Raw genomic sequence first — 19512 nt, 5'->3', positions numbered from 1 at the left:
CCGGTTTCCGTGTTTCGGCCAGCGTTCTGGCAAATGGCGGCCCCGCCTGGAGCACGCAAAGTGCAATGCAGGACGGCTGCACGCAGGGCTTCGGCTCCTTCGCAGGATGTTTTGGCACAGCAAGGGACTCATGAAGCCAGAGCCTGCCGTTGGCGCGCTGTTGCAAGTCCTCGTTCGGAGCGCCACCACTTCACAAACTCCGTCAGTCCGAGTTCGAGCGGCACTGTGGCTTGGAAGCCCAGCAGCCGTTCCGCTTTGCCAGTCGACGCCACCCGCCGCGGTACAGGATTGATCGAGTGCTCGGGCGCGATCTGCGGGAGCACGCCGTCATTGCCCGTAACGGAAGCCAAGGCCGAAGCGAGCTGCACCAAGCTTGTCTCGACACCGCTCCCCACGTTGAATACCTCGTCGCCGACCTTTGCCCTCGCAGCAAGGATTGTTGCTCGTGCTGCGTCACGGACATGCACTAAATCCAAGGTCTGCTGGTCGTACCCAATTATTACCGGCGGCGTTCCAGCCTCCACTTCCTCCATCCAGCGGATCAACATTTCGGCGTAGCGGCCGTGCACATCCATTCGGCTGCCATACACGTCAAAATATCTCAAAGCGATATAGTCGAGACCATGCATATCGTTATAGGCGCGGAGCAGGCCTTCAATGCAGACTTTCGCTGTTCCACAGACCGTACGGTTTCCATACGGGTTCTGATGCTCCGTCGTCGGAACTTCCTCCGCCGCGCCGTACACCGCGGCGGAAGACGCAGCGATGAACTTCTCGACGTCATACTTGACGCAAAGTTCAAGCAGGTCGAAGGTACCGTTCACCATGACCTCCATGGCAAGACGCGGCTCGGCCATGCAATGGGCGCTGCATGGTGCAGCGTGGTGAAAGATGATGTTGGCTCCCTTTACAAGAGCTTCTACCAACTTGGTGTCGCGCAAATCACCGCGGACTAGTCGAACGGGGCCTCGATTAAGCGACTTCCTAAGATTCTCCGGTCGGCCGGTCGTCATGTTGTCCAGCGCGACGATCTCGACGCAGCCTTCGTCGCACAACAAATCTACGATATGCGAACCGATGAATCCGGCCCCTCCGGTAACGAGAACGCGTTTGCCCTTGAGATCCATGCTGACCGCTCTCCTGCTTCTAGGCTAATCGGCCATCTCGAGGCATTTTGTTCTGAAATGCCCAGTCGCTCCGGAATATCTGGGCCTCTCGTGGAGCCACTTTTCTCACTTCGGAAGCAACAATGCCGGCTCGCTCCGGCAACAGCTCGGGATAAATGGGAAGCGATAGAAACTCACGCGCAAGCCTCTCACTTACAGGCAGATCGCCGACGCGATACCCAAGTTCTACGTAGCTCTGTTGTAAATGCACCGGAACGGCGTAATGAATGCCGACGCCGATCCCCGCGCGGCCTAACATGGCAAGAGCCTGGTCGCGATGCTGAAGCCTAAGAGCGTAGATATGATAGACATGCCAGCTGTGGCTGGGTGGCCGCGGGCTCGCGAGTGCAGCAGTCGACAATGCCCGGTCATATTGCGCCGCGATCGCTCGACGTGTCTCAGTCCAGGATTCGATGTAGTCCATCTTTACGTTCAGTACTGCTGCCTCCAATTCGTCCATTCGATCATCGTATCTTGCGAAAACGTGATTGCGCTCGTCATCCTGATTCCGATCGAGGAGCCACGACACACGTCGTGCGAGTTCCGGCTGATCGGTAACAACTGCTCCGGCCTCACCATGGGCTCCGAGATTCTTATCGGGATAGAAGCTGAAGCAGCCCAAGTCTCCGATCGAGCCGGCACGCCTGCTCTTGTACACAGCACCATGCGCCTGCGAAGCGTCCTCGATCACAAAGAGACCATAGCGGCGGGCAATCGACATGATCGGATCCATGTCCGCCATGAGCCCATGCAGATGGGCCGGCAGGATCGCCCTCGTTCTGTTCGTAATCGCAGCCTCGATCAAAGCAGGATTCATCGTCCACGTGACTGGATCAACGTCCACAAAGACGGGTGTTGCACCGCACCTGATGATGGCAGCGGTCGCCACGACGAAATTCATCGAGACCGTGATCACCTCATCGCCCGGCCCCACTCCAGCCGCCAGCAATGCGAGACGGAGCGCCGATGTGCCACTGTTGACAGCGCAACAGCACGCGACATCGCAGTAGTCGGCAAACCGCTTCTCAAAAGCTGCCGCTTCGGGCCTCCATGTAGACCGCAGGTCTCGAACGGCACGCGCGATCGCAACGTCAATTTGCGACCCGACTGTCCGAGCTTGTGCTTTCAAGTCCAAGAAGGGTATCAAATTGGTAGTCTCGCCTCTGGAGGGTTCGGCAGCTTCACGTTCGCGCAGGCATATCTTGCCATATGCCCCGAGTGTCGATGACGTCGAGATGACGGCGTTCGGCTAGTGGAACCATCTTGAATTCGTCATGGTCGACCAGGAGAAGGGCGATCTCACACGTGCGCAATGCTTGGTCGATGCTCAAGAATCCGAGACGGTAGTCTGCAAGTTCGGGCGGTAACCGCCGCAGATTCGGTTCCACAAACTTGATGCGCTCCCCGTACTTCTTCGCGAGGTGTATTGCGATTTCCATCGCCGGGCTTTCGCGCAAATCATCGACATTTGCCTTGAACGTCAGCCCGCAGCAAGCCACGTTTGCATATGGATGATCGTCGATCAGAGCCTCGGCTCGCTCAATAATGCTTTCCGTCTTGGCAATGTTGACCTCGCGGCTTGCTCGCATCAGTCGGGCGAGGTCCGGCGCCGAGTCGATGATGAACCAGGGATCGACCGCAATGCAATGACCACCCACACCTGGCCCCGGTCGCAACACCGTCACGCGCGGATGACGGTTGGCAATATCGATAACCTCCCAAACATTGATGTCGAACCTATCGCAGATCAATGAGAGTTCATTGGCGAATGCAATGTTCGTGTCGCGGAACGCGTTTTCCGTGAGTTTGACCAACTCGGCTGCGCGCGCGGTGGTTGCAACGCAGGCGCCCCGAACGAACATCTTATAGAAGCGCTGAGCCCGCCGAGTGCAGGCAGGGGTCACTCCCCCGATGCATCGATCATTGTTGATGAGTTCACTCAAGATCCTCCCGGGCAATACGCGCTCCGGACAATAAGCGACGTAGATTGCACCATCCTCATGACCGTTGACACCAACTCTCAGGTCGGGCCTGCGTTCGCTAATCCGCTTGGCGATTCCTTCAGTCGTTCCGATCGGCGAGGTCGATTCGAGAATGACGAGATTACCCGGTCGAAGCAGATCGAGTATGGACTCGACCGCGGTATTCACGTTGGACAAATCCGGCCGATTGTTTCCGTCAATAGGTGTGGGTACCGCGATGATGAAGACGTCGGCGGCTTGCGGTTCGCTTGATGTCGTCAACGCCCCGCTCGACACCACTTTGGAAACGAGACCATCAAGATCGGGCTCCGAAATGTGAATGGATCCGGAACCAACCGTCCTGACCACATATTCCTTTGTGTCCACCCCAACCACCTGAAGGCCGCGGCTGGCTATCAGCGCGGCTGTCGGCAAACCGATGTAGCCAAGCCCGATGACAGCAACTTTATGGAATTCAGGCATCAAGAAGCACCTTCACGATCCGCTCGCTCGCCCGCCCGTCACCGAAGGGATTATGGGAGCGAGCCATAGCCGAATAAGTCTCATCGTCGTCAAGAAGACGGAATGTTTCTTGGACGATCCTATCGTAGTTCGCGCCGACCAGTCGTGCGGTGCCGGCTTCGACGCCCTCCGGACGCTCCGTCGTTTCACGCATGACAAGGACGGGCTTTCCGAACGTCGGCGCCTCTTCTTGCACGCCTCCGGAGTCAGTGAGAACCAAATACGAGAGCGACAGAAGGCTGACAAAATCGGTGTACTCTTGGGGAGAAATGAGTACGACACGCGGATGATCGGCGAGGCGGCTCGCGAACACGTCGCGAACGTTCGGGTTCGGGTGAACCGGAAGCACGACGGCAACGTCCTCCCTGCTCAGGATTGTCTCCAGTGCATTGACGACGTTGAAAACTCCCCCGCCGAAATTCTCTCGGCGGTGGCAAGTGACTAGGATAATGCGGCGGTTGCCGTGGCGCTTCTTGATTCCGTCCCAGCGGGACGAGAGCTGCGGATCGGCCTCCACCATGGCTTTCGCGAGGATCAGCGCGTCAACGACCGTATTTCCTGTAACATGAATGCGATCCTTGGAGACGTTCTCCGCCCGCAGCGCTCTCGCAGCACGCTCGGTCGGCGCGAAATGCTGATCGGCGATCGAGCCGACAATCTTGCGGTTCACCTCCTCGGGCCAGGGTGCGAAGATATCTCCACTTCGCAGTCCCGCCTCGACATGTGAGACCGGAACGCGGTGATAGTACGACGCCAGCGCACCTGCCATAGCAGTCGCAGTGTCGCCCTGGACGATCACTCTGGTGGGCTTCACCCTCTCCAGCACTTCTCCGATCTGCGACAATAGCCGGCCGGTTAGACTATCGAGCGTCTGATTCACTGTCATGACGTCGAGATCGACATCCGGGACCACCTTGGCCACCTTGAGAACCTGGTCGAGCAATTCCCTGTGCTGCGCTGTCGCGCAAACCGTGAGGGCGATGTCCTTGTTCTTTTCGGCCTTGAGCCGCTTGATGACCGGAAACAGCTTGATTGCTTCCGGCCTGGTTCCTAACAGGATGAGAAAATGCTTTCGCACGCCTCACCCTCCGATCCGACCTGCCCCGGGGGGCAGCACACTGTAGATGCCAGGCGCCCGTCTAACTGCCTGCCACATGAAGGCTTGCGTCAAGATTCCCGCAAATAGCGTGTTGGTCCTGGCATACCGCCACCACATCCGCCTGGGCTCCTGATAGATGCGGTACAACCATTCGAGGCCGAGTTGCTGCATGCGAGTGGGAGCTCGCAGAACTGAGCCCGCGAGAACGTCGAACCCGCCGCCCACGCCCATGATGAACGGTACGCCGAGCTCGTCGCGGTAGGCCGCAAGAAATCGTTCCTTCCGCGGCGTGGGCATGCCGATGAACAGGCAATCAGCGCCACTGGACCGAATATCGCGGACGACCTCGTTCTCCTGCTCGCTTGAAAAATAGCCGTGCCTCAACCCAGCAAAGACAAGCGAAGGGTGCTCGTCCCGAACACGCTGCGCCGCCTGTTGCACGACGGCGGGTGAGGCTCCCAGAAAATACGGTCGGAGGCCCTCTTGCGCGCACACTTTCAGCAACTCGCTGAGTAGATCTACGCCGGTGACTCGCGACGTTGCCGGGAGACCAAGCACCCGCGCTCCCCAAAGGATTCCCATGCCGTCGATTCCGACAATGTCGCTGTTGGCGACATCAGCGGCAAGCACTGGATCGGAGCGCATGTTGACGAACTTCGCTACGTTGAGCGCCACATGCTGCAGACGCTGACCGTTTCGCATGGCCTTACGAGCAAGGTCGACAGTCTCTGCCATAGTCAAGATATCGATGGGGCACCCCAAAAAGTAGGCACGCATGGGTTCCTCCCCGGCGATGGTTCGCTTTGAGCGAAAGACCGCTTTCAATTGAACTTAAATAATATCGATATAATAATGATAGCGATTTTATTTGCAAGTTATATTGATATTATATTTTGGCCTTAAATGCGAGGCCGACAGCCGCGTAAGCGGTCAATTCGCGGCAGTCGGCGGCGGAGGGAATTAAATGGACATTAAATGTCGCGCGATTTCGGTGATTGTCCCACATTTGAATCAGCCAGGCGCGCTGAAAACATGCCTGGCCAGTCTCGAGGCGCAGAGCATTCCTCGAGATTCGTTCGAGATCATTGTCGTTGACAACGGCTCCGCAACCTTGCCAACCGACGTCCTCGCTCAATATCCGGGCGTACGACTGTTGTGCGAGGCGCGGCCCGGGCCTGGCCCGGCGCGCAACACCGGAGTTGCTGCTGCGAGCGGCGAGGTGCTTGCCTTCATTGATGCCGATTGCAGGGCACATCCGGATTGGCTGAGCAGCGTGTGGCGCTCACTGCATTCGTTGCCGCCTCGAACGGTGCTCGGAGGGGACGTCCGCATCTGGCGTGGCACGAAGCCACATCAGGATGCCATCGCGGCCTACGAGAGCGTCTTCGCTTATCGATTCAAGCTCTATATCGAGCGCGATGGCTATTGTGGCACTGGCAACATGGCGATGCTTCGCCAGGATTTCCATTGCGTCGGTCCGTTCGCAGGGATCGACGTGGCGGAGGATATGGAGTGGGGACAACGGGCGCAGCGTGCCGGGCTTCGATTTCAATATATCCCGGAAATGATCGTCTTCCACCCGGCCAGGAGTTCTCTCCAGGAGCTCTATGTCAAGTGGGACCGACAGCTTCTGCACTACCGCAACATGGCCGACGGTAAGCCGGCGTGGAGATTACGTTGGATTGCGCAGGCCCTACTTGTTCTGGCCTCGCCCGCTCCGGGCGTCATCACGATCTTAACGAGTGACCGGCTCTACGGTATCGGGGCCCGCATCAAAGCTATCGCAGTCATGTGTGCCGTAAGAATGCATCGGGTCACAACAATGCTGTCGCTGCTGCGCAATCGGCGGGCCGTCATCTGGAACCGTTAGCACAAGCGTTCGTCCCACGGCGTCAGGCCGGCATGGGTACCTTGCCAAAGGCCGAGTTGTGGGTCAGTTCCAGCAAGTCAGCTCGCTGACCGAATGACCACAATATCCAGCCCAGTTCGTAGCTACGGCATTCCAGCCGAAGTCCGACACCGGCATTTTCAATTAGCCCGGACTCGTGTCCGGAGTAGGCGTTTGTGATTGCGCGCAGCATCCTGGGCGCCCTCGTTGTCAGCTCCTGCTTGCGGAGCTGAGATCGGATGGTCAGCCCGAGATCGGGCACCAGCATCGAGCGGCGAAGCTGGTTCTTGCCCAGTACCCAGGTAAATCCCTTGACTAGGGCATTCCGCGCCCCCCGGACCCGGTAGCGCTCTGCCCATTCAAGCAACGCCGGAGCCATGCCATACTGGTGCACCGAGTAGACTTCATAGAAATCAAGCACGCGCCCACCAGCCGCATCGAAGAACCAGGGCCACTCGCCGTCGGGGCCTTGAAGCGCAATCAACTTGCGCACGCAGGCCTCTGCCATGGCGAGTGCGGATGACTCGCCTGCAAATTCACCGTAGTGATAGCACGCAATTGAGAGATAGATCTGCGTCGCGAACGAAGCGAAGCGCCGCCGAAATCCCGATCCTGCGTCGAAGAATAGCCCTGATCCAGTGTAAAATCGCTCTTGGAGAAAGCGATACAGCGGAGCGGCGAAAGGCGCCCACTCCTTGCCGCCGGCCCTGGCCTGAGCCACCACGCCCGTCAACAGCATACCCAAATCTTGGGCCCGAAACGTCTTCCACGCCCCCTGATCGCTCAAGAGCGCCTTCACTTCACGCCTAACTTGCTCGGGCAGCTCGAGGCTGAGTTCTGCGGAAACCCAAAGCGCCATGCCGAGTGCATACTTTGGTACCGAAAGGACCGTGAGCTGGACCGCATTCCGATGGAATGTTTCCGATAGATTGATGCTGCCAGGAACCTCCTTTATCCTTGACATTCCGAGCAGAACGTTAAGCGTGTAGAACACATCGCTGCGCCGTAAAGACTCGTTCGGCGAAGCGCGCCCGTCCAGATGGTAGATATGTGACCAGCAGCCGTGTTCAGGTAGCCAACACCGCTCCAATCCTCTGAGCGCATAGCGCACCAGCGGGGAATTTTGCGAGAGATCGGGCATCAAAGCCCCACTGTTGATCGGGTTGATGTTCATCGAAGAACCATGAGTTGACTCGTTCCAATGTCTGCGAATGACTCAAGTCAGGAGAGACCCGATCTCGCGCAAATACTGACCGTAGCCACTCTTCTCCAACGGTCGCGCCAACTCTTCGATCTGGTTGCGCTCGATGAATCCCTGCCTCAACGCAATTTCCTCAAGGCAAGCAACCTTCATGCCCTGCCGCTTTTCAAGCGTCTGCACGAACATAGCCGCATCGATTAGCGACTCCACTGTTCCGGTATCTAGCCAAGCGAACCCCCGTCCCATCCGCTCGACATGGAGCGCCTTGGCCGAAAGATACTGCATCTGCAGATCGGTGATCTCGAGTTCCCCGCGCGACGACGGCTCAATGCGCCGTGCGTAGCGCACGACGTTGTTGTCGAAGAAATAGAGACCTGTGATCGCCCAGTTCGAGCTCGGCTGCTTCGGCTTCTCCTCGATCCGCAGCGCGCGATCGCCCTCGTCGAACGTAACGACGCCATACCTCTCCGGGTCTCGTACATGATAGGCGAAAACGGTTGCACCTTCCTCACGCTCGGCAGCCCTTGCGAGCATTTCGCTCAGGCCGTCGCCAAAGAAGATGTTATCTCCAAGCACCATCGCAACACGATCGCTCCCGATGAAGTCTGCGCCGACAATGAACGCATCCGCCAGACCGGCGGGTCGGGGCTGCTCCGCGTAACTGAGCCTAACTCCCCATTGACTGCCGTCCCCCAATAGGCGCTCAAACTGACACCGATCTGATGGTGTGGTTATGATAAGAATCTCGCGCACGCCTGTCAGCATCAGCGTTGACAAGGGATAGTAGATCATCGGCTTGTCATAGATGGGCAGTAGCTGCTTGCTCACCGCTCTCGTGATTGGATACAGTCGAGTTCCGCTGCCCCCAGCCAGCACAATTCCTTTCAGCATCGATTCTACCTTCCGGGAGTTGGTCGAGACAAGTTTCGAGAGAACAACGCCATAACGGCAATCGAATGCCTAAGACGCGTTCTGCCTTGGATGAATCGAGGCGCGAATTCCGCGGCCGTCGCGCGGCCGTCTGGTACTGTTCGCTCGTGATCGCCTCAAGCTGCGGCACTCGGATTCCGCGATGAGCGAGCAAGTCGAAAATCGCTTGGGCAAACCCATGCCAAGTCGTCTCACCCTGTCCGGCAAGATGAAAGATGCCGGCCATGGCTCTACGATCGCGGGTTAGCAGCCGCGCTGAGAGCTGAAGGATCGCCGACGCAAGGTCAAGCGCGGAAGTCGGATTTCCGCATTGATCCTGAACGACTTTGACGACTGGTTGCGATTCACAGAGCCGCAGCATCGTCCGAACAAAGTTGTTACCGTGGGGACTATAAAGCCAAGAAGTGCGAATTACCGTTGCGAGCGGGTGAGCCGCTAGAACGGCAGCTTCGCCCGCGAGCTTCGATGCGCCGTACACATTCATTGGCGCAGGAACATCGCTTTCCTCATAAGCATCCAGCTTTGTGCCGTCAAAGACATAGTCGGTTGAGATTTGGATGAACGGTATATTCATTTGCCATGCGACATCGGCCAACGCGGCCGCTGCGTCGCGATTAATGCTGAAGGCTCTTGCTACTTCCGATTCCGCTAGGTCCACCGCCGTGTAAGCGGCAGCGTTGACGATCATGGACGGTGCGAATGGATCGATCGCCCGTCGGAGTTCCCCATGAGTCTCCAGATTGAGTTCGCTGCGTCCAAGGGAGACCACGGGCATGCTGTGCAGCACCGCGAGGTCATGAAGACACCTTGCCAACTGACCGTTGCGACCAGCAATGAAAATGGGCCTTTCCGTCATTCTCAGCCTCAATGTTGGGTAGCCAAGAGCCCTAGACGCGAGCCGTCATAAACCCTGCTGCGGGCACGCTCCCACCATGCGCGGCTCTTGAGATACCATGCGACTGTTTCGGTCAGCCCCTGCTCGAACGTTCTTGTGGGCCGCCAGCCGAGCTCACGGCGAGCTTTCGACGCGTCAATCGCGTAGCGGACATCGTGTCCCGGACGATCCGGCACAAAGGTAATCATCGATCGTCGCGTTGCCGGACCGGGATACAGCCTGTCGACGACGTCGCAGATCTGGGTAACTACGTCGAGGTTCGAGCGTTCGCTATCGCCGCCGAAATTGTACTTCTCGCCGGGCCTACCTTCCGACAGAAGCGTGATCAAACCTGCCGCATGATCTTCAACATGCAGCCAGTCGCGCACGTTTCGGCCGTCGCCGTACACCGGCAGCGGCTTGCGCTCGATCGCATTAAGAATCATCAAAGGGATGAGCTTTTCTGGAAATTGAAACGGGCCGTAGTTGTTCGAGCAATTCGATACAATGACCGGCAGGCCATAGGTCTTGAACCATGCAAGCGCGAGATGATCCGAGGCTGCCTTGCTCGCTGAATAGGGCGAGCTCGGCTGGTAAGGCGTTTCTTCCCGGAAGAAGTCGGCAAGTCCGAGTGAGCCGTAGACCTCGTCTGTCGAGACGTGAACGAAGCGAAACCGCTTTCGTCGTGACACCGAGAGGCCCTCATAATATTTTCTGGCTGCTTCCAATAACGTGTAGGTCCCCACGATATTCGTGGCAATGAAAGCGGCCGAGCCGGTGATCGAGCGGTCGACGTGACTCTCGGCTGCGAGGTGAATGATTGCGTCAGGCTGGTAGCTGCTGAACACGAAATCCATGGCCTCGCGGTCGCAGATATCCTGCTGCTCGAACAAGTATGACTTTCGCCCCTCGATAGACGCCAACGAGGCTGAGTTGGCCGCATAGGTCAGCTTGTCGACATTGATCACTGCAGCGCCCTTCTGTAGCACCAAGCTACGGCACACTGCGGAGCCGATAAATCCCGCTCCCCCGGTCACCAGAACGCGCATCTGAACGCTCTCCGTCACTCGAAAATGGCCGTAAGCTGGTCCAGCCTGGGCAGGGACCTGTCTTTTGGCGACACTTGGGCCTCGACTGTTGTCACCGGCCACTCGATCGCCAGTGCCGGATCGGCCCAATAGAGCCCTCCGTCATGGCTTGGAGCGTAGACCTGGTCTACCTTGTAGAACACGACGGTCTCAGGTTGCAGCGTGCAGAAACCGTGCGCAAAGCCTTTCGGAACAAGCAGTTGCTCACCCGTTTTGCTATCCAGCTTGACAGCTAGATGCTTTCCGAAGGTCGCCGAGGAACGCCGAAGATCGACCACGACATCCAGGATGGCGCCGCTTAGCACTCGTATGAGCTTGGCCTGGGCGAACGGCGGTCGCTGGAAGTGCAAGCCCCGGATTGTCCCGACCTGATCTGAGCTGGATTGATTGTCCTGAACGAAATCGACGAGAATCCCTTTCTCTGCGAATGCCGATCGCTGAAAAGTCTCGCAGAAATAACCCCGCGCGTCGAATACTCGATCCGTTTGAATGATCTTTATATCTGGGATCTCTAAACACCGTACTTCCAGCATGAAAACGTCCTCCCGTACGTGGTGCTCAGTCCCGCCAGAAGGCGCAACGAAGTCTCCAAAGCACCGATCGAAATTGCTCTCGTCGAAACTGCCTTCGCCGTTGTCATTCGAGCCGTCATGATGGGCGCTCGCACATGCCACGCGTCTGTAGCGCGGGAGGAATTCGACTTCTTGAGCCGAGTCGCATCGCCATGCCAGCACGCGGCTCATTCAAGGCGTTCGACTGTCGTTGAATGATCGGGGAGACCCGCCACGCTTCTTCCTTCACGATCGGGTCCCGCCGGGCCATCCTTTAACCACCATAATTCAAATATCATTTAATTCCATCCGCCGATTATCGTCGGGCGCGCAACAGCGACCGCGCAAAATTGGCCAAAAGGCCCCTTCCGTGGACCATCTTCAATTAATACCCGAATAACATTTAATTTGGCAATCATATTTTTCTGCGTTATATTCATTTAATAAATCATATACCAAACGCTCGCATGCGGGCGACCAAACCGACGTGTTCCCGAGCCAGACAGGTACCCCATGCTTCAGAGCAATCTTCTACAGACCGACAGAACACGCTTGCCTCTGGGCGGCCAGGCCCAGTCGAACCAGATCAACGGCGGGGGAATCGGCGATCTCGTCAAGTTCGCGGTCATCTTTGCAAGGCGTCGATATCTTATGATTATCGTCACCGCCGCTCTCGTATTCGCAGCCGCGATGCTCTACCTGCGGTTCGCTCCCCCGACCTACACAGCTCAAGTACAAATCCTGCTGTCGAATCCTCGAGCTCAGTTCGTCCAGCAGCAGTCACTCCTTCCAGAGCCGGTCGTCGATGCGGCCCAAATCGAAACGCAACTGCAGATGATAAGGTCTCGGGGGATTGCAGCAGCAGTCATAACGCAGCTGAATCTCGCCAACGATCCAGACTTTACGGGTTCACGTTGGTCCTTCAGCTCGCTACTGTATCGCATTCGAAACCGCGGTCAGCAGCCGGAGCACGATTCGAAGGCTGATATGCCCACGGAAGGCGCGATCGCCGCGTTGCTGGATAGGCTCTCCGCGTACAGGATCGGATATAGCAAGATCATCGAGGTGAGCTACAGTTCGAGCAACGCGGAACGCGCGGCGGAGATCGCCAATGCCGTGGCCAACGCGTACATTAACGACCAGATGAATGCGAAATTCGAGGCCACGCGAACGGCAGCGAGTTGGCTGCAGGAACGTCTCCAAAACCTCAATGAGCAAGCACTGACGGCCGAACGCGCCGTGAGCGCATATAAGTCCCAAAATAACATCGTCTCGACCGGCGGAAAATCGATTGATGAACAGCCCGTCAACGATCTCAACGCCCGATTGGTCGCTGCCCGAACCCAGACTTCCGATGCACAGGTCAAGTTCAACCGCTTCGACGCCGTCCTACGCGCCAATGCAGCTGGCTCCTCCACCATCAGCGCTCCTGACGCGGCGAGTGCCGAGGTCCTCCAGAGCGCGATCATCAATACGCTTCGCCAGCAATATCTCGAGTTGTCACGTCGCGAAGCCGATTGGTCAGCCCGGTTCGGCCGCGACCATCTGGCGGTTGTCAACCTGCGCACTCGGATACGCGACATTCGCACATCCATCCTCGAAGAAGTTAAGAGGCTCGCCGAAACCAGCAGAAACGAATTGGAAGCTGCTCAGCAGCGGCAGCAGGAGCTCGAGAAGCAACTTGCTCGCGCCGTCTCGCAATCACGCCTGACGAACTCAGCAGAACTGACAATACGGGAGTTGGAGAGCCGAGCGAAAAGTCTGCGCGCCATGCATGAGGCGTTTCTGCAGCACTCCATGGGGGCGACCCAGCAGGAGACATTTCCGATTTCGGAAACACGGGTGATCTTTCCCGCCTCCCCGCCGGAGCGCAAGAGCAAGCCGAAGGCAAACTTGGTGCTCGGTTTCGGCTTGGCGGCCGGGCTAGCACTCGGGATCGGCTTGGCTCTTCTGAGAGATGTTTTGGACAGAGTTTTCCGCACGTCCTCACAGGTGGAGACTGCACTGGAGCTGCCGTGCTTGTCGCTGGTCCCCTTGCTGTCGTCTCCGAAGGGGCAGAAGTCTACCGCCCGATCCCAGCAACCGGATGAAGATCTGCGATCACGCACGATCTCAAACGTTCCGACGCTTCACCGAGCCGTCATCGGGATGCCGCTCTCCCGCTTCACGGAAGCCATCCGTTCGATCAAGCTCGCTATAGACCACACCCCCGCGAAGGCCTCCAACCAAGTAATCGGAATCACGTCGGCTCTGCCAAATGAGGGCAAGACGACGATTGCAGCCTCTCTAGCTCACCTCATCGGACATAGCGGTAAGCGAGCTATTGTCGTCGATTGCGACCTTAGAAACCCTTCACTCTCTGCGGCTATGGCTCCGAAAGCTGCATTCGGTTTACTCGAGGTGGCGAACGGAAAGCGTTCGCTCGAAGAAGCGCTGTGGCACGACCCCAGAACCAATCTTGCATTCTTGCCAGCCGTCCGGCGTGGCCCTATCCTTCATACGAGCGAGATCCTTTCCGCCGAAAACATAAGCAAGCTATTCGACCGTTTGCGGCAGACCTATGACTACGTCATAGTTGATTTCCCGCCACTCTCGCCCCTGGTAGACGTGCGTGTCACTGCGCCGTTGGTCGACTGCTACGTTCTCGTCGTCGAATGGGGACGGACGAAAATCGATGTGGTTCAGCATGCCCTGCATACTGCGCCGACCATCTCCGATTCCTTGATCGGCGTCGTCCTTAACAAGACCGATATAAGGGCAATGGCACGGTACGACGCTCACCGGAGTGATTACTACGATGACAGCCACTACGTCAGATATGGCTTGTCGGTCTCTTAGGATGATCCCCTCTAACTTGCGTCGAGCCAAAACGATCGAGTCAGGCGCCTTCTGCAACATGCACTTGGTTTGAGCGGGTCAGAGCCAGAAGTGGTGTAAAATGGTTGTCCAATCTGCAATGCTCGCTGTGCCTGCGGCGGTCGCTGCGGCTTTTGCTGTGGTCGAGAACCTAAAGAGTCTAGTGGTGCTATCGGGCATTCTTGCGGCCGCTATACTGGCCGTCGGCCTGTTCTCCAAGTCGTCAACCCTCGCCTCTTTCGCAAGGCTTCTGCGGCCCCTTATAATTCTGGCTCTTGCCGCACCCGTGCTTTGGATCGTATTGCAAGTTGCTCCGATCCCGCTCCGCGGGCTCGGAAATCAGATCTGGGCGACGGCGTCGGCCGCTCTACACCAACCTCTCGCACAGAGGTTCTCGGTTGATGTACACGAGACGGTACTGGCGCTTTCACATTACAACATTGTCCTCGCTGCCGCCCTCGTCACCGCGGTCGTTGCTCTGGACACACATCGGGCGGCGCAGGTCCTCTATATCCTTGTATCGATCACCGCCGTCAGCTGTATATTTTCGATCTGGAGAAACAACAACCTGAGTGGCTCCTGGCCCGCCGAACAAGCTTGGACCGGCTCGACCGCGGCAGCACTCGGTGTCCTTCTCTCCACTGCAATGGCTATCCGTGCGATCGACCAATTGCGGCGGCCTAGACGATCGCCTCGCTCGCCGACAGGACCGCTCGCCATTCTTAGCAGCGCGTTTCTATCATTGATCATCTCGCTTGTGGCGATCGCACTTTGTAGCGGTTCGACAGCGCTGATTGCCGTGCTGCTCGGGGTGACAATCATCCTCACGGTGGTCGCAATTCGCAAATGGTTCTTTGGCCTGTGGGGCAGAGCCGGTGTTCTCTCAACCGCCACCATGTTGTTCGTCGCCAGCCTCACTTTCGTTCCGATCAATCGGAATGCTGACCTGACGATTGCCTTATCGACGCAAACTCGGGCCGCAACCGAGCGGATGCTACAGGACACTCACCCGATCGGGACCGGTGCAGGCACTTTTGTTGTGCTTCTGCCGATTTATGGAGACGTTGGCATGGTCCCAATGCGCGAACGGCCGACCGCTGCCGCGGCGGTCGCGGTCGAAATGGGACGTATGTTCCTCTGCGGGCTATTGATAGTCACCGTCATCAGCGCCTGCATCTTGTTCGGGCGCGCGTTGTCTCGCAATCAGGCTTACCTATATCCAGCCGTCGGCGCAGGCGCTTGCGTATCGTTGACAATACTGGCCTTTGCCGAAAACGGCCTTTTCGATTTATGGACATCACTGTTGGTGGCGACGGTCTACGGCCTGGCTTTCGCTCAAAGCCTGTCCGGTACAGCCCGCGACGTGGAATCCATCAAGTTGCGGCAGCCTACACAGGACGCCAGCGACCGAGCCACGGCAGCGCGACGAATTCATTCGGCCATCTTCGCTTTCCCATGGCCTCTGACACGCGTTGTTCTGACAATGATCGGATTGCTGTTGGCTGCGCAAGCAGCTTTGATGGTTTCGCAAAGTTGGCCGTTTGGTGATCGCCTCTCTGATACATCGGTTGCCGGTTCGAACGAAGCCTTGATCTCAGCGCACCAATCCACGCGCGGGGATGTCGCCGCTGCAACTGTGCGCCTCAAGTCTGACAAGGCCACGGACCCGCAGAACAGCGGCCGGTCCACGGACTTAAATGCTTTTTCTGCAGTGCTGGAATACTCGCCCCTTCGAGGCGACGTTTGGCTCATGCTGGCGGCGCTTTCAAAGCAGCACGCGGCGACTTATGACACGACAAGCTTACTTAGGATGTCCTACTATACTGCACCAAACGCGCTGGATCTTATTCCACTACGGCTTTCCGTCGCTCTCGGCATTGACGCTGCGATCAAGGATCCTGAGCTACGAGATCTTATCCGGCGCGACCTCAAAGTTGCGATTACCGACCGGACCGCACTCGGGCCAGCTATCGCCGCCGCATACCAATCGGCATCGGCAGACGGCAGGGCGCTTGCCGAGAGCTCGATTTCGGAGCTCGACCCAAGCTACGTCCACAAGTTGCGCTCGCAAGGCCCATAGCGTCTTCCAGCAAGTGTGCCCGATCACACCCAGATCGGTCCTGATTGATAATCGGGCGGGCGTTAAAGATCCGATCAAATTATCGAATCACGACCAATTCAGGTTGAATAATTTATTTAAATTCATAATATATTAATTATTAACCGCATGCGCTCCTGTTGATTGGCCATGAATTTTATCAACCGGCATATCGGCGAGCATGAGAGCGATCTAACTCTCGTCAACTCACGATCGTCCATTGCTGATGAAGGCAAGTGGCCCGTCCGGTACGACTCTGTTGAATTCGTAGCGATCTGCGCCGATATTGCGACCATTCTATTCGCCGGCTTCCTTTCCGCGCTTCTTTCACCCGGCAGCCCGGCACCAGCTGGCCTAGGCCAGGCATGCGCCTACGCGGCCGCAGCATCAGTATCTTTTGTCTACATTCTGAAAGGCAAGGAACTGTATCGGCCAACAGAACTCCTCGTTCTCCGAAGCCAAGTTCGCGCCATTTGCCTCACGTGGATTTTGTTGCATGTGCTGGCCGCCGCTGTAGAGATGCTGGATGACAAGCCACAGTTCTTCCGAGGTGCCGGCCTCCTGTTTGCGGCACTCGGCCTGGCATCTTTGATTGCGCAACGGTGCGTTGCCAGGACACTGCTAATAAAATGCTTCAGTGGCAGGAGGTTCGCTCGGACGAATCTCGTCCTGATCACCGATCAGCCGCCTTCGAATCATGCTGGTCTGTCGGAGACTCTTGCGGTCCTCGGCTATTGCGTTAAGGGCCGCTTTGGGTTGCCTGCGATGGGCTCGGACCCCGGTTCCAGAAAACGGCTCAGCTGCCGCGTGATCGAACATATTCGTAATTCAGAAGTCGATAAAATCGTGCTGGAGGCCAATCCGGAACGTTGGGCCGACCTTCGTGCCTTTATCTCCGACCTGAGGGTGCTGCCATTCCCTATCGTGTTCGTCCCGGTTGGTGCCGCATCCGAACTGCTTCGACATCCGACGAGGAGCTTGGGAAGTGCCGCTTGCGTGGAAATCCAGCCGGGCCCCCTCACCGCAATCGAGCGCGCAAGCAAGCGAATAATTGATATTATCGGCGCGGGATTTGCTTTGATAGTCTTTGCACCATTGCTCGCGATGGCTGCGGTCGCGATCAGACTGGATTCTCCCGGTCCGATCCTGTTCAAACAACAAAGATGCGGCTTCAATGGCCGAATATTTTCCATCCGAAAGTTTCGGACGATGCATGTGCTTGAGAATGGACCTGTCGTCGTTCAGGCAACGCCTCTTGATCCTCGCATCACCAGGGTTGGCAGATGGCTACGGCGAACGAGCTTCGACGAGCTGCCGCAGTTGTTGAATGTCCTCGACGGCAGCATGTCACTGGTGGGCCCACGCCCCCATGCCGTGGCCCACGACGGACAGTTCGAAAAGCTCGTCCGGAAGTACGCCTTCCGGCGCCGAGTGAGACCCGGATTGACCGGATGGGCTCAAATCCATGGCTGCCGTGGACCAACGCCTACAGCGGCCATGGTTGAGAGACGTGTGGAGTACGATCTCTGGTATATCGACAACTGGAGTCTTCGGCTAGACCTCGCAATCCTGCTGCGAACTCCCATGGAAGTGCTGCGGGGGCGCAACGCCTGTTAAGCGAACAGGATCGCGTTAAGCGAACAGGATCGCGGCGCCACGCCGGCCCATGGACGGCAATTCACGCCCGTTGCCGATACTTCGGAGCCGCTTCGCCTATGCGAAACTCCTCGATCCGACGGCCGGATTTCATGGCAGCAACCAACCACCGCGGCCGCTTGCCACGTCCCGACCAGGTTTCTGAAGTCTGCGGGTTGCGGTATTTCGGCAGCACGCGCGGATATTTGCGCCTCGGTTTGCCGGTCGGAGAGACACCCGCCCCCCCAGTTTCGGCTGACACAGCCATGCCACCGCCGAGAACCGCCAGGCGCTTCTCCAGTTCCTGCTTTTCCGCCTTGATTCGATCCGACAAAATGCCGCTAATTTCCTCATGAAGCGACCATAGATCGTCGAGGGACATCGCTTCTAGTTCGAGCTTCTTGGTCGACATGCTAGCATCCTGTAGTTGCGCCCAATTTAATATTGCCCCGGCCGGGTAATCAAGAACCAAGAGGGTCAACATTACAAAAATATGTGGAACCGAACGACAAGTTCGTGCTCCACATAACTGCGTCGCCGGTTCTAATCAAGACAGAAAAATGCACTATCCCCCTCAATTTAATTCGGCCAAAGCAACATCACGCGCCTTACGTGCACCGACGCCTCCACTCAAGCGAAGAATGCACGTTAAGCGGGCCGTGGGATCAATCTGCCGCGCCGCACTCTCGGCGGATAGGCCCGGCGCGCGAGGCCGCCTTTCGTAGTCGACAATCCACCTGAATTGCGACCATCGGCCTGCCGCAATCGCGAGCTTATGATTGCGATGTCTCTTAGCGCGAGCCCTCGCAGCTGGATTTGCAGCTTCAAAGCCTGGATGTCGGTCAATGCAGCCGACGGAGCGATAAACCGGCTGATCGCCGCTTCAAGGCGCCCCATAGGGCAGTCGATAGCGACTAATGTTTCTTTTCGGGCTTGCAGCAAGGCTTCTGGCCTTTCAATACGTCGATTAAAAATAATGCTCGCAATATAATATTAAATAATATACTATTTATTTATTGTCGCGTCAAATTTGAAAGACCGGTCTCGGTCCCTGTCCGTCCCTCGCCGCGCGAACAACGATATTCGGCGTGGAGATGACAGGCAGGTGGGGGCATCAGTCGAACGGTGACGAGAAATGCTATGCGAAGGCAAGATCTCGAAGCCATGGATTTTGAGGAACTCTGGCTCCTTCACGAGGAGCTGACGAAGATTCTCGCCGAGAAGATCACCGCCGAGAAGCGGGAACTGGAAAAGCGTCTTGCGCAACTCAACCAGCCGGATCAATTCGGTGAAGCTGAAAGCCGGGCGGCCGAGGCGGGAACAGGCCAGCCGCCCCGTCGCAAATACCCGAAGGTCGTACCGAAGTACTACAACCCGCTCCAGCCAACAGAGACTTGGTCTGGACGTGGTAAGCAGCCCCGCTGGCTGGTTGCCGCCCTCCAATCAGGCCACACGCTGGAGGAGTTCAAAATCCGCGAGAACGGCGAATCGTCCGAAGGGAATGCTGGTGGTCGAGAGCATTCCTAGCTCTGCGCTATTGGGCGCACCTCGGATCGACTGAGAATGTTCAGTCCTGCGGATTGGGGCAGCCGCCCACCCACCTGGAGCAGGTAGCGGAGCGAAAACCCGCTCAGCCAAGACCT

General features: G+C 57.4%; 16 protein-coding genes. 5 read left to right on the top strand and 11 right to left on the bottom strand.

The genetic code is table 11. The features are described from left to right. Positions 1 to 128: 128 nt before the first annotated feature. Genes IVA96_RS21460 through IVA96_RS21440 form a run of 5 tightly spaced genes read right to left on the bottom strand, consistent with a single transcriptional unit; the run spans position 129 to position 5525 of the window. A complete protein-coding gene (locus tag IVA96_RS21460; RefSeq protein WP_247419118.1) occupies positions 129 to 1127 on the bottom strand; it encodes an NAD-dependent epimerase/dehydratase family protein in 999 nt (332 codons plus the stop codon). A 19-nt stretch (positions 1128 to 1146) separates the two neighbouring features. Further along, positions 1147 to 2313, bottom strand: coding sequence for a DegT/DnrJ/EryC1/StrS family aminotransferase (locus IVA96_RS21455; protein ID WP_247419117.1), 1167 nt, complete (start codon positions 2311 to 2313; stop codon positions 1147 to 1149). Positions 2314 to 2347: 34 nt separating this feature from the next. Continuing rightward, positions 2348 to 3610, bottom strand: a complete 1263-nt coding sequence (gene wecC, locus IVA96_RS21450; protein ID WP_247281171.1) for a UDP-N-acetyl-D-mannosamine dehydrogenase — start codon at positions 3608 to 3610, stop codon at positions 2348 to 2350. After that, on the bottom strand, positions 3603 to 4727 hold the full coding sequence (gene wecB / locus IVA96_RS21445; protein WP_247281172.1) for a UDP-N-acetylglucosamine 2-epimerase (non-hydrolyzing): 1125 nt from the start codon (positions 4725 to 4727) through the stop codon (positions 3603 to 3605). Before wecB ends, wecC begins: the two co-directional genes overlap by 8 nt. Before the next feature lie 3 nt (positions 4728 to 4730). After that, positions 4731 to 5525, bottom strand: a complete 795-nt coding sequence (locus tag IVA96_RS21440; protein WP_247419116.1) for a WecB/TagA/CpsF family glycosyltransferase — start codon at positions 5523 to 5525, stop codon at positions 4731 to 4733. Positions 5526 to 5712: 187 nt separating this feature from the next. Here IVA96_RS21440 and IVA96_RS21435 point away from each other — a divergent pair, with 187 nt between their 5' ends. After that, positions 5713 to 6618 carry a glycosyltransferase gene (locus tag IVA96_RS21435; protein WP_247419115.1) on the top strand — a complete coding sequence of 302 codons (906 nt, stop codon included), beginning with the start codon at positions 5713 to 5715 and terminating at the stop codon, positions 6616 to 6618. Positions 6619 to 6640: 22 nt separating this feature from the next. Here the strand turns inward: IVA96_RS21435 and IVA96_RS21430 are convergent, their stop codons facing one another. Genes IVA96_RS21430 through rfbC form a run of 5 tightly spaced genes read right to left on the bottom strand, consistent with a single transcriptional unit; the run spans position 6641 to position 11472 of the window. Continuing rightward, positions 6641 to 7810 carry a hypothetical protein gene (locus tag IVA96_RS21430; protein ID WP_247419114.1) on the bottom strand — a complete coding sequence of 390 codons (1170 nt, stop codon included), beginning with the start codon at positions 7808 to 7810 and terminating at the stop codon, positions 6641 to 6643. 42 nt (positions 7811 to 7852) lie between these two features. Beyond that, entirely contained in the window at positions 7853 to 8728 is an 876-nt protein-coding gene (gene rfbA, locus IVA96_RS21425; protein ID WP_247335329.1) for a glucose-1-phosphate thymidylyltransferase RfbA, read from the bottom strand. Then, positions 8637 to 9623 carry a dTDP-4-dehydrorhamnose reductase gene (gene rfbD, locus IVA96_RS21420; RefSeq protein ID WP_247419113.1) on the bottom strand — a complete coding sequence of 329 codons (987 nt, stop codon included), beginning with the start codon at positions 9621 to 9623 and terminating at the stop codon, positions 8637 to 8639. The genes rfbA and rfbD overlap by 92 nt, the downstream gene beginning before the upstream one ends. A gap of 8 nt (positions 9624 to 9631) precedes the next feature. Continuing rightward, positions 9632 to 10690: a dTDP-glucose 4,6-dehydratase gene (gene rfbB / locus IVA96_RS21415; protein WP_247419111.1), complete on the bottom strand. Its 1059-nt coding sequence runs from the start codon at positions 10688 to 10690 to the stop codon at positions 9632 to 9634. A 14-nt stretch (positions 10691 to 10704) separates the two neighbouring features. Beyond that, positions 10705 to 11472: a dTDP-4-dehydrorhamnose 3,5-epimerase gene (gene rfbC / locus IVA96_RS21410; RefSeq protein WP_346347906.1), complete on the bottom strand. Its 768-nt coding sequence runs from the start codon at positions 11470 to 11472 to the stop codon at positions 10705 to 10707. 321 nt (positions 11473 to 11793) lie between these two features. Between rfbC and IVA96_RS21405 the strand changes: the two genes are divergently transcribed. From IVA96_RS21405 to IVA96_RS21395, 3 genes are all read left to right on the top strand, one after another. Beyond that, the gene (locus IVA96_RS21405) at positions 11794 to 14118 is read left to right on the top strand and encodes an AAA family ATPase (protein WP_247419110.1); all 2325 of its coding nucleotides are present in this window, start codon (positions 11794 to 11796) and stop codon (positions 14116 to 14118) included. Positions 14119 to 14218: 100 nt separating this feature from the next. Then, entirely contained in the window at positions 14219 to 16216 is a 1998-nt protein-coding gene (locus IVA96_RS21400; RefSeq protein WP_247419109.1) for a hypothetical protein, read from the top strand. Positions 16217 to 16384: 168 nt separating this feature from the next. Next, entirely contained in the window at positions 16385 to 17851 is a 1467-nt protein-coding gene (locus IVA96_RS21395) for an exopolysaccharide biosynthesis polyprenyl glycosylphosphotransferase (RefSeq protein ID WP_247419099.1), read from the top strand. A 61-nt stretch (positions 17852 to 17912) separates the two neighbouring features. Here IVA96_RS21395 and IVA96_RS21390 read toward each other — a convergent pair whose 3' ends face one another. Beyond that, complete coding sequence (locus tag IVA96_RS21390; protein ID WP_247298762.1) at positions 17913 to 18281, bottom strand: H-NS histone family protein; 369 nt, start codon at positions 18279 to 18281, stop codon at positions 17913 to 17915. Between the two features lie 728 nt (positions 18282 to 19009). Between IVA96_RS21390 and IVA96_RS21385 the strand changes: the two genes are divergently transcribed. Continuing rightward, positions 19010 to 19396 carry an H-NS histone family protein gene (locus IVA96_RS21385; RefSeq protein WP_247419091.1) on the top strand — a complete coding sequence of 129 codons (387 nt, stop codon included), beginning with the start codon at positions 19010 to 19012 and terminating at the stop codon, positions 19394 to 19396. Positions 19397 to 19512 lie beyond the last annotated feature (116 nt).

This window comes from Bradyrhizobium sp. 159, assembly GCF_023073795.1.
GTDB lineage: Bacteria > Pseudomonadota > Alphaproteobacteria > Rhizobiales > Xanthobacteraceae > Bradyrhizobium.
The sequence above is the reverse complement of the archived record's forward strand: the minus strand, read 5'-3'. Positions and strand labels throughout refer to the sequence as shown.